Source organism: Pectinatus cerevisiiphilus, from assembly GCF_004341685.1.
Taxonomy (GTDB): Bacteria; Bacillota; Negativicutes; order Selenomonadales; family Selenomonadaceae; genus Pectinatus; species Pectinatus cerevisiiphilus.
The window spans coordinates 1-11,660 of sequence record NZ_SMAA01000001.1 but is presented as its reverse complement, the minus strand read 5'-3'; the positions used below and the strand labels follow the sequence as shown (position 1 = coordinate 11,660).

Below are 11,660 nucleotides of genomic sequence, written 5' to 3'. Positions count from 1 at the left end.
GATAAAGACAACTACAATAGAAGGGTAGTAAACTATGCTGGAATTATAGTTTACTACCCTTTTGCTTTTGTCTTGTCCTAAATTTTGCAATTTTTTGTAAAGCTTTACATTTACCAATAATACATGTATTATTAGCTGAGTTTAATTTTCTGAAAGGAGATTATCATGATCAGCTATATCGTCGTTATCGTGCTTTACGCATTATTTCTTATAGGCGTAGGTTTTATTATGTCAAAGCGGGTAAAAACAGCCGACGATTTTTTCGTGGGTGGGCGCAAGCTGGGACCGGCGCTGTTGTTTATTACCTTAGTTGCACCAAATATTGGGGCTGGTTCTACTGTCGGGGTTGCAGGTCTTAGTTTTAAAACCGGGCTTTCTGCTGTGTGGTGGATTACTGCTTCAGCAGTGGGCACATTTATCTTGGCCTTTATAATAGGTCCTTATATATGGGAATTGGCCAAAAAGCATAATTTTTATACGCTGGGAGATTATTTCGAATACAGATATAATAAAAATTTTCGCGGTCTTATTTCTTCTTTTATGCTCATCGGTACTGTCGCTATTTTTGCGGGGCAACTCATGGGAATAGCTTGGATTCTTTCTGTTATTGCCAATATAGATAAAGGCACGGGCGTCCTGATTGGAGCCGTGGTCATAGTGCTTTATTTTTGTACAGGTGGACTGCTTTCGGCGGCTTATGTAAATATTGTAGAAGCATGTGTTAAGCTCATTGGCTTTTTTATAGCTGTTCCTTTTGTATTTAGCTTCGTGGGCGGCTTAGACGGATTGCAGGCAAAGGCAGCAGCCAACATGGTGGGGACAGCGACGACAGCAACTGATTATTTCAGCCTTAGCGGTATAGGAATTGGTGCTATAATTGGTTTCTTCTTGATGCTGACGCCTTCATTCTTTTTATCTCCGGCATTAATCGGTAAGGTATATGCAGCAAAGGATAAAAAGACAGCTCGGCTGAGCACTTTCCTTTGTGGACTGGTTATGCTGGTTTTTGCTATTGTTCCTGTATTTCTCGGCATGGCTGCTTTTGCGTTATTTCCGGATTTGCCGCAGAGGGATTTAGCGTTGCCTTATATAATGAAGGAATGTATGCCGTTTTGGGCATCGGCGATTGCGCTGGCCGCCATTTTTTCCGCGGAAATCAGTGCAGCGGATGCCGTCTTGTATATGATTACAGGATCGTTCAGCAAAGATTTGTATAAGTCCTTTATTAATCCGTTGGCAACAGATAAAAAACTTTTGCGTATGAGCCGACTTGCCGCTGTGGTTGCCGGACTGATTGGTATTTTCCTTGCGAGTGTGTTACCTAATGTTATTTCAGCGTTGTCTATATTTTATTCTTTGATGTCGGTATCATTGACAGCACCGCTTATTTTTGGCTTGTTTTGTAGGAGAACATCTACTACGGCAGCTTTTTCTTCGGCAGGCAGTGGTGTAGTAATCACGATTATCCTGCAAATTTTCAATGCGGGGAATGGATTTGGTATATTTAATGCCCAATCGGTTGCTATAATTTTTAGCATATTTGTTATGCTTGTTTTTGTAGGATTTTATCCGCGGAAACAAGTATAAAGATGTTTATAATAATTACTTTTTCTATTGTCAGATTGAAAAATTTGACGAAAGTCTGGACACGAAAAATCCATAGCGATTGTTTTCCTTTAGTGCATAGTTTAGTGGTTACATTCACTATAGGAAACTTCGCTATGGATTTTTTATAATTTAAATAAATATACCGTAGATAAGGGCATATAGACGTCAATAATTATTCATTTCCAAGTATTTACCATGGTGTTCCAATATCATATGTGCAGTTTCTTCTATGGCACTGTTGGATACATCTATTACTCGACAGCTTAAACGCCGCATGATAGCTTTTGAATATTCGATTTCTTCGGCAATACATGCTAGTTTGGCGTAGCTGGCACCTGGCATAAGGCCGATTGCTTTCAGTCTTTCGGCACGGATTTCATTGAGCTTGCCGGGGTCAACGATAAGGCCTATGATTTTTTGGGGTGATATATTGAATAATTCTTCCGGTGGTGCTATTCCGGGAATAAGCGGGACATTTGCTACTTTTAAACCCTTATGGGCAAGATACATGCTCAGCGGTGTTTTTGATGTCCGCGACACACCGATAAGAATTATGTCTGCTTTTAATAGGCCAGCAGGACTTTTCCCGTCATCGTATTTTACGGCAAATTCAATGGCTTCAATCCGCCTGAAATAGTCTTTTGTCAAAAGATGTGTAAGGCCTGGCTGATTCTTAGGTTCAACGCCAGACAATTTTTGGACAGTCGCCAGCATGGGACCTAGGATGTCGACCGCGATTACACTGTATTTAGCAGCTAGTTTGGTAAAAGCTGCACGCAGTTTAGGTGAAATGAGTGTATGGCAGACAAAGGCGTTTTGCCCGCTGGCTTCCTGCAAGGTATCTTCGAGCAGCTTGACTGAGTCTACATACGGGATGCGGACAATCTCAAAATTTTCCGGTTCAAACTGACTGGCAGTAGCCCTGATAACTGCTTCGGCGGTTTCACCCAACGATTCACTGATCATATAAATAATTGGCAAATTCACTATGCTGAATACCCCCTTTTGCCTTTTGCCAAATCCACTATCAGCCGCGCTAAATTGGTTTTGGTAAGGCGGCCGACAATTTCGTAGGAGCGCTTTCCCTTTGGCAGGACTTTCACAACCGGCAAGGCATCGATTTCGTTATCAATAATTTTTTGGGCGGCGGCAACGACTGATTCACTGGGTTCAGTAACTATTAATTTTGCCAGCGGGGTCATAACCATCTGGACAGGAATTTTCGCCAGATTACCACCTGCGGATAATGAAGCTTTGAGCAAATCCTTGCGTGACACTACACCTTTTAACAGGCCTTGTCCTTCAACGATAAACACGCTGCCTACATCTTCCAGAAAAAGCGCTACCATAGCGTCATAAGCTGTGGCTCCTATAGGCAGGACTGCCGGTACGGATTGTATATCACGCACTCGGACAGAATCAAGTTCTTCAGTAAAAAATGACAGCAGACTTTTACCGGTATAGAAATAACCGACTTTGGAGCGTGAGCCCAATAAACCGCTCATGACCAAAACTGCCAAATCAGCTCTGAGAGCTGCTCGGGTGACATGCATCCGCACAGCTAATTGACCGCCCGTGATAGGCCCTTCTTGCTGCACTATATCAACGATTGCCTGCTGCCTTTTTGTCAATGCAATAATTATCTCCCCCTCAAACAGTGTTTGCAATATCTACTATATTTTAGCACTATTCTTATGATAGCATATTTTAAATACTGCTTGAAACTACATTTGTATTTTTAGCTGTGATTATTTTATTTTACTCATTTTAAGGGCGTTATTTAATATAATGCGCTGTTCTATCTGCGCTGCATTCCTTTTGGTCTGGGCAACCATATCGGGATTTACTGAGATGGAATCTATGCCGTTTTCAATGAGAAATTGCGTAAAATCAGGATATACACTTGGTGCTTGGCCACATATGGAAACTGTTTTTCCGTCCTGATGGGCTGTTTGCAGTAAGTGCTGTATTGCCCGTTTTACGGCCTGGTTCCTTTCATCAAAGATGTGCGATATGGTATCATTATCCCGATCACAGCCTAAAATAAGCATTGTGAGGTCATTTGAACCAATGGAATAACCATCGACAAATTGGTTAAATTGGTCAGCGAGAATAATATTGGCTGGGATTTCAGCCATTAACCATATTTTGAAATCAGCACTGCGGCGCAAACCACCAGCAGCCATTATCTCGGTCACTTTACGTGCTTCTTCGACTGAACGGCAAAAGGGGATCATTACATGCAGGTTTTTTAGGCCGTATTCTTCGCGTACTTTCCGTACGGCTTTTATTTCCAGCTTAAAGGCTTCAATATATTTGGGGTCATAATAGCGGGAGGCACCGCGCCAGCCCAAAAGCGCACTCGGTTCATGCGGTTCGTAATTGCTGCCGCCTTTGAGTGATCTGTATTCACTTGATTTAAAATCACTGAAGCGCAGGGTGACTGGGCGTGGAGCCATAGCACTGCATACTTTATTGATACCTTCGGCAAGTTTATCTACAGCTTCCTGTGCCCTGCCTTCAGCTATCATGTAAAGGGGATGTTCGTGGATATATGTCGTCCAGATAAATTCTTCACGCATCAAACCTACACCGTCACATGGCAATTTGCCGTATTTTTTCGCCAGGTCGGGGTCACCTAGATTCATGTAAATTTTAGTGCCGGTAACAGGGAAACTTTCCTGTACATAATATGCTGGATTTTCTTTTTCCCCGTTTTTATTTTCTTCGCTAGATAAATCACCTGCATACACTACACCATGGGCTGCATCTAAGGTGACGATCATGTCATTTTTCATAGCGGCAGTTCCCGCACAGCCACAGCTTTTAGTACCTACAATACAGGGAATACCCAGTTCTCTGCTGACAATGGAAGCGTGGCAGGTCATACCGCCGGCATCGGTGACAATGCCCTTTGCTTTTTTCATTACAGGAACCCAGTCAGGGGCGGTCATTTCAGTCACCAATATTTCACCTGTCTGAAAAGTATCTATTTTTGCTGGATCGTTTATGACCCTGACTTTGCCGGTGACAATGCCGGGGCTTGCCGGCATCCCCTTTACCAGTGCGTTATGGTTATGGATTGTCTTTTCTACCTTTGGTATGGTAGTTTTACGGTTTGACCATACAGTTTCCGGACGAGCTTGCAAGATCCAGATTTTATCGTCTCTTTCGTCTATACCCCATTCTATATCCATATAGCAACCGTAATGTTTTTCTATTGCCAATGCATATTTTGCCAGTTCGCATAATTGCTGTTGTGTTAAAACAGAAGTCTTTACCATATCAGCAGGCACAGTTTTTTCTTCGCACCCGCCTGATGGCATACGCACAAATTTTATTTTCTTTTCATGGATTATTTTACTGTCTACAGCTAAGGTTTTTTTATCTATCAGGTAACTGTCCGGTGTTACGGTTCCCTGTACTATGTATTCACCGAGCCCCCAGGCACCTTCTATCATTATATGTGAGTCATCACCGGTTGCTACATTTACGGTGAACATTACGCCTGCGGCTTTGGAAAATACCATCATTTGAATGACTGCGCTAAGTGCTACAGCAAGATGGTCATAACCTTGTTTAGTGCGGTAGTAAACAGCACGGTCTGTATATGTAGAGGCATAACATTCTTTTACCATAGCAATTACAGCGTCGGCACCAGTTATATTTAAATAAGTTTCCTGCTGCCCCGCAAAACTTGCATCTGGTAAATCTTCTGCGGTGGCACTGGAACGCACCGCTACATAAGGAGAAGGCTGCTTCATCTTTTGACCCAGTTCGTTATAAGCCTCCCTTATAGCTTCCGCTAATTTTTCTGGCATTTTCGCTTCGATAATTTCTTTGCGGATTTGGGCGCTGATCCGGCGCAGCAGTAAATTATTTTCCACATCGGTCAATGTCTTCAGCAATGCAGCTATTTTCTCATTTACACCGCTTTTTTCCATAAAGTACCGGTAAGCATTGGCTGTAGTGGCAAAACCGTAGGGGACGGGAACTGCTGTTTTTACGGTAAGTTCACCCAAGGATGCTGTTTTTCCGCCGACAATGGCGGTATCCTGTTTGCCGATAGCTTCGAACCAGAGAATTAGAGCCTTTTCTTTATTCATGTATATCCCTCCATTAGTATATGCTAATTATATAAACAACAATATTAGTATATACTAAATGACATTATAAAGAAAGCTTTTTCTTATTTACTTTTCTTTTACAGTAATTTTCTTTTTGTAGTAATTTATAGTAATAATAACGACTGCATAAAATTTTATAAAAAAACTACCATTGATATTGTGGATTTTCCCTGTAAATTAGATTTTGTCCTAATTACGGAAATATCGTATATCAATGGTAGTTTTTATAATGTTAATTTTAAAGAGTATATATACTATTATTGTTCCGGAACGAACCATAAACCGTTGTTGTTTTTACTGATGTAATCTTTGAATTCGTCAGAATGGTAGGCAGCGACGATATCTTTAGCCCACTGGGCATCCTTGTTCTTTTCATTGACAACCAACTGTAAAAGCAGATGCGGTAAAATATCTTCTTTTAAAAGTGCTGTTGATGGATCAATCTTGGCATTATAGACAATTGAACCCGTGATGACAATATAAGCGAAGTCACTGCGAACTGCGGGGATATTTAAGGATTTCATTTCTACAAATTGAAGATTGTGCGGATTTTCGACAATATCCTGCTGTGTAACATCTGTCAGATCTTTGTTAGGGTCTAATTTTATCCAGCCTGCTTTTTGCAGTAAGGCGTAAGCCCGTGCCGTATTGGAAGCATCATTTGGTACGGCGATGCGGTCACCATCAGCAATCTGGTCAAGCGAGGTTTTGGAACCGGCATAAATACCTGCCGGAACAGTAGGTATCGGTGTGAGTGCCACTAAATGACCATCTTGTTTTTCGTTGAAATTTTCCATATAAGCCGTATGCTGTTCTACGTTAAAGTCTACTTCTCCTTCATTTAGAGCCACATCAGCTTGGAGTAAGTCTGACATATCTTTACCGGTTACTTTATAGCCTTTCTTTTCCAGAATAGGTTTGATTCCCTGTTCAAATAGTTCTGAGTAAGGGCCTTGGGATTTACTGTAGACGAGTTCTTTTTTGTTATTGTTGGAAGCGGTGTCGTTGCCGCAGCCTGCGAGTAATGACGCTCCCATGATTAATGTTAGTAGTGCAATGCCTAATTTTTTTAGTTTCATTTGGTTTTCCTTCTTTCTAATATATAAAATGATGGCTACTATACGCTCAATGTCCACGTACCTTTGCAGAGAAATAATTTCCTACTGATTGTATTATTTGCACAAAAATAATTAAGACGATTACAGTAAAAAGCATTAGAGGAAAGTTTAATCGTTCATAACCATATGTTAAAGCCAGATCGCCGACACCGCCGGCGCCTATGGCACCAGCCATAGCTGTTGCCCCGATCAGGCCGATAGTACCTGTAGTGACAGATAAAATCAAAGAACCACGTGCTTCTGGCAGGATAAAGTACCAGACAATTTCAAAATGTGATGCTCCCATAGCCTGGGCTGCTTCAATAATCCCTTTATTAACTTCCAGAATAGAATTTTCAAATAGTCTTGTCAGATAAGGGGCAATAAAGATTACCAACGGCACCAGAGCTGCTGTCGTACCAACGCGGGTTCCTACAATCATTTTGGTCAGAGGTAGAATAAATACCATCAAAATAATGAATGGTATACTGCGAATGATATTTACTACGGTATTTACAAGACTATAAATAATGTTGTTTTTTAGTATTCCGCTGGGATTTGTCAATACCAGTACGACGGATAGGATAAGGGCGATAACCGTTCCTATTGCCAAAGAGATAAAGACCATATAAAGTGTTTGTTCCGCAGCAAGTATTATTTGTGAATAAGGTACACCCAAGTCAATCATAATGTTACCTCCTGCCATTGAATATTGTGTTCGCTTATATAGGCTGTGATTTTATCAAATTCCGTATTATCACCTATTATTTGAAGAATAAAAATACCTACTACTGTCTTTTGTAATTCGTTGACAGAGGCAAAAAGCATATTAGTTTCTGCCGAAAAATGTTTATTAATGTAATAAAGTATGTTTTCTTCAACATTATCACCTAAAAAGCGCAGTTTAATAATTTTATAATGCCGCGTATCTTCTTTTAATTTTGCTGCAACACTAGCTGGTATTGTATCCGGCAGCACATTCCTGACAAATCTCTTTGTGATATTTTGCTGGGGGTTGCTGAATACATCTAAGACAGAGCCAGTTTCGACAATGTGTCCCCGTTCCATCACGGCTACCTGGTTGCAGAGATGTTGAATGACATTTATTTCGTGTGTTACTACCAAGATCGTTATGTTAAGTGTTTTGTTGATCTTTTCCAGTAAACGCAGAATAGAATCTGTCGTTTCGGGATCAAGTGCGCTTGTCGCTTCATCGCACAGTAAAATAGAAGGATCGGTAGATAAAGCGCGGGCAATACCAACACGTTGTTTCTGGCCGCCAGACAGCTGTGCAGGATAAGCATTTCGTTTATCGGCTAGTTCTACAAAATCCAGCAGCTGGGAAACGCGTTTTTCTATATCCGCTTTGTTCATGCGTTTTAATACTAATGGAATGGCAATATTGTCATAAACTGTTTTAGACTCGAGAAGGTTGAACTGTTGAAATATCATGCCTATATCTTTACGCACTTTTCTTAGTTCGTTAAAAGATAACTTATTTATGTCCCTGCCGTTTATTTCTACGGTTCCTTCTGTCGGTGATTCTAAGGCATTGACCATCCGGAGCAGGGTGGATTTTCCCGCGCCGCTAAAGCCGATAACACCAAATATGTCACCATCTTGTATTTCTAATGATATATGTTGTAATGCATGTATTTCTTGTTTTTTTACTATAAAAGTTTTACTGATATCGGTAAATTTTATCATATTTAGCATCTCCAGACTTTGTTATTTCCCAATGCGCGCCAATGCGTTAAAGGCCAGCTGCGACATATATTCAGCGGCTGGTAGGAGTGCTGCCGGATCGACTTGAAAATGCGGATTGTGGTTTGAATAGGATTTTCCTGTACCAATCTGCACAAAGGCACCTTTTATTTTTTCTTGGTAAAAGGCGAAATCTTCGCCACCCAGTGAATAGGGTGATGGTTCTACGCGAAGACCAGCTTTGGGAGCCTGTTCTCTGGCAAAGGCTGTCCAAGCTGCATCATTGTTTGTTGCCGGTGGGCCGGCATGCCAGATGATTTCTGCTTTGGCTCCGTATGCTTTGGCTATGTTTTCTGCTAAGTCGTATACTCTTTGCCGTACAAGCTTGCGATCTTCAGGTTGTAGTGTGCGTGTGGTTCCTTCCAAGTAGGCTTTTTCCGGAATGACATTCCAGGTATTGCCGCTCTGAAAATGCGTTATACTTATAAGGTCTGTTGCAAACGGATCGGCATTGCGGCTGACAACTGTTTGCAAGGAAGAAATAAAGGTAGATGCTGCCACGATGGGATCGATACCATTTTGGGGATGGGCCGCATGTGTTCCTTTACCGATAAAGTTGATTTCAAAGCGATCTACGGCAGCTGTGACGGCGCCTTCCCTGATGCCAACGACACCAACGGGAAATAGTGGGGAGCTATGCAGACCGAAAATCACTTGTACATCGTCTAATACTCCGGTTTTAAGCACATCAAGTGCTCCGCCCGGAGCTTCTTCTGCCGGTTGGAAGATGATGCGTATTGTGCCTTTTAAGTTTTTTTCTTTTTGTTTTAAAATATAGGCTGCACCTAAGATGGTGGAAATATGAAAATCATGTCCGCAGGCATGCATTTTTCCTTCTGTCTGAGACTTATATGCTAAATCTGTTTCTTCCTGTATTGGCAGAGCATCAATATCACAGCGTATTGCCGCAATCGGTGGTTTCCCTGAGCCTATTTGCGCTACAAGACCTGTTTGCAGCGGCAGATCCAAAACATCAATAGCTGCTTCCTGTAGGTTTTTCTTTATTCGTTTTGTTGTATTAACTTCTGCATAGGACAGTTCGGGATGTTTGTGGAACCAATAAAATTCTTCATGGATCTTTTTTTCTATATCTTTATTGTTCATAATTAATATGCGACCTTTCTATTATAAACGGTTTTTTTGTAATAAAAAAAACTGAGCCGTAAAAAAGCATCATTGAAAGGCATTGTATGTGAATGCCGCAAAGAGTTTTTTTAACAACCCAGTCTTCATTTTTATGATCAACTGTCCATATAAACTATATATAATATTACTCGAATAACTTTTCTCTGTCAATAGCTGCTATATATAGTGAATGAAATTCTGGGAATGGACGTTTTGGTACTTTGGCAACAAGGGCGTTTTATAAAATATAATAATAGCAATACCTTATTTATTTTTAAAAACAATAAAAAATATAATGGCTGTCACGGCGATAACAGCCGCGGCAAATTGATACATACCGCTATAATCCATATAATTAATTACTAACCCAAGGAAAAAAGAGCCTAGCCCTACACTTATATCAAGTGCTAAAAAATAGGTGGCTGTGGCTACACCTGCCCTTTCCAGCGGAACACTTTGGACGGCCATTGTCTGAAAGGAAGGACCGAGCGCACCGAAACCAAGACCTATTATAACGGCGCTTACTAGTAAAGCAGGTGGAGTCTGCGCAGTGCTCAAGTAAATAAAACCGCAGAAAAATAAAAATAAGCCTGGATAGATAATGTATTTTGCACTAAATTTATCAAAAAGCTTGCCGATAATAGGGCGGGTAAGGATAATTACCAGAGCAAACGCAGCGAAGAAAAGACTGGAATAGTTTACTAAATTCAAAGATTTTAAGTATAAGGGAATAAATACCAATATGCCTGAATATGCGAAAAAAACCAGCCCGCCGATAAAAGCGATCGAAAAAACTTTTGGTTCAAGAAAATCAGCCAGGGACAATGCTTTCTTTTCTTTTTCATGGGGTAAAATAATATTCTTATCTAATTTTTGGTATGTTCCTGCGAAAAATATTAAAAAGCCTAATATAATTATAAAAATAAAGAACGGTGTAGGACCAAAATTTGATAGACAAAATAATCCCATAAACGGGCCAATAACCATTGCCAAATTAGAGAATGCGGCAAAATAGCCAATACCTTCCCCTTTGCGACTGTTTGGTAGTACTAATGCCGCTACAGTAGCTGTTGAAGTCGTTCCTACGGCAAAGGCTATTCCGTGGAAAACGCGTAATCCCAATAGAAAGTTAATATTTGTTATGAAAAAATAGAGGACATTTATGACGAAGAAGGCACCTAAAAACAGCAACAATATTTTCCTTTTATTACAGGAGTCTATCAACCTGCCGGCCAGAGGGCGTGAAGCAATAGCGCCAATTTGAAAAAAAGTCATCGCCAGACCGGCTTGAAAAACACTTCCTGAAAATTGGTTGATTACTAAAATAGGTAAGACCGTAATTAAAGAATAATGTGTCATATATTGAAATAAACTGCTGAAACTCATACCTAAAAACGCTTGTGACCATAATCGCTGCTGCATAAAATTTTATACTCCGTAACACTAATTAAAAGATACTGCATTTTAATGATTTACATACATAACGTAAGGAATGTATATATTATATCACAAAATTAGGTAGATTTTTATTTTGGGAAATCTATTGTCTCTTGAAGGCATAAAATGTAAATAAATATTTACTTTTTATTTTTAGAGTGATATAATCTATTCAATTAGTAAGTAAAGACTTACTAATCCCGAACAGTCACTAGTTATAATGAATGGCTCACTGTATATTTGTTATAGCCAGTGCATTTATATTTTCTATCATCGTCAGTATAATTACTTTGATGCTTCCCCCAACCAGTGTCTAGATATAAAATAATTATAGACTGACGAGATAATATAAATGCGGCCCCTGTCAATTGACAGGGGCCGTTCAAATTTAATAACAAAAATTTTTTTTAAATTGCAATATCAAATTGAACAGTTTGTAAATCCACTAACTGCCTAACTTCTTCTAAAAATACTTCTTGAGGAGTTTTATATCCCAATAATT

General features: G+C 40.1%; 9 protein-coding genes. 1 reads left to right on the top strand and 8 read right to left on the bottom strand.

Annotation, left to right across the window (positions count from 1 at the left end):
* Window positions 1-165 precede the first annotated feature (165 nt).
* The gene (locus EDC37_RS00045) at window positions 166-1,587 is read left to right on the top strand and encodes a sodium:solute symporter family protein (protein WP_132546829.1); all 1,422 of its coding nucleotides are present in this window, start codon (window positions 166-168) and stop codon (window positions 1,585-1,587) included.
* A 186-nt stretch (window positions 1,588-1,773) separates the two neighbouring features.
* Here the strand turns inward: EDC37_RS00045 and EDC37_RS00040 are convergent, their stop codons facing one another.
* The 8 genes from EDC37_RS00040 to EDC37_RS00005 form a co-directional block, all read right to left on the bottom strand.
* On the bottom strand, window positions 1,774-2,595 hold the full coding sequence (locus EDC37_RS00040) for a pyruvate, water dikinase regulatory protein (RefSeq protein WP_132546828.1): 822 nt from the start codon (window positions 2,593-2,595) through the stop codon (window positions 1,774-1,776).
* Window positions 2,595-3,239 (bottom strand): CBS domain-containing protein, encoded by a 645-nt coding sequence (locus EDC37_RS00035; RefSeq protein ID WP_231040006.1) that lies wholly within the window; start codon window positions 3,237-3,239, stop codon window positions 2,595-2,597. The genes EDC37_RS00040 and EDC37_RS00035 overlap by 1 nt, the downstream gene beginning before the upstream one ends.
* A 117-nt stretch (window positions 3,240-3,356) precedes the next feature.
* Complete coding sequence (gene ppsA, locus EDC37_RS00030; protein WP_132546827.1) at window positions 3,357-5,714, bottom strand: phosphoenolpyruvate synthase; 2,358 nt, start codon at window positions 5,712-5,714, stop codon at window positions 3,357-3,359.
* A gap of 278 nt (window positions 5,715-5,992) precedes the next feature.
* Window positions 5,993-6,814 carry a MetQ/NlpA family ABC transporter substrate-binding protein gene (locus EDC37_RS00025; RefSeq protein ID WP_132546826.1) on the bottom strand — a complete coding sequence of 274 codons (822 nt, stop codon included), beginning with the start codon at window positions 6,812-6,814 and terminating at the stop codon, window positions 5,993-5,995.
* A gap of 46 nt (window positions 6,815-6,860) precedes the next feature.
* Window positions 6,861-7,520, bottom strand: a complete 660-nt coding sequence (locus EDC37_RS00020; RefSeq protein ID WP_132546825.1) for a methionine ABC transporter permease — start codon at window positions 7,518-7,520, stop codon at window positions 6,861-6,863.
* The gene (locus EDC37_RS00015) at window positions 7,517-8,539 is read right to left on the bottom strand and encodes a methionine ABC transporter ATP-binding protein (protein ID WP_132546824.1); all 1,023 of its coding nucleotides are present in this window, start codon (window positions 8,537-8,539) and stop codon (window positions 7,517-7,519) included. Before EDC37_RS00015 ends, EDC37_RS00020 begins: the two co-directional genes overlap by 4 nt.
* 21 nt (window positions 8,540-8,560) lie before the next feature.
* Window positions 8,561-9,700: an amidohydrolase gene (locus tag EDC37_RS00010; RefSeq protein WP_132546823.1), complete on the bottom strand. Its 1,140-nt coding sequence runs from the start codon at window positions 9,698-9,700 to the stop codon at window positions 8,561-8,563.
* Window positions 9,701-9,985: 285 nt separating this feature from the next.
* The gene (locus EDC37_RS00005; RefSeq protein ID WP_132546822.1) at window positions 9,986-11,143 is read right to left on the bottom strand and encodes an MFS transporter; all 1,158 of its coding nucleotides are present in this window, start codon (window positions 11,141-11,143) and stop codon (window positions 9,986-9,988) included.
* Window positions 11,144-11,660 lie beyond the last annotated feature (517 nt).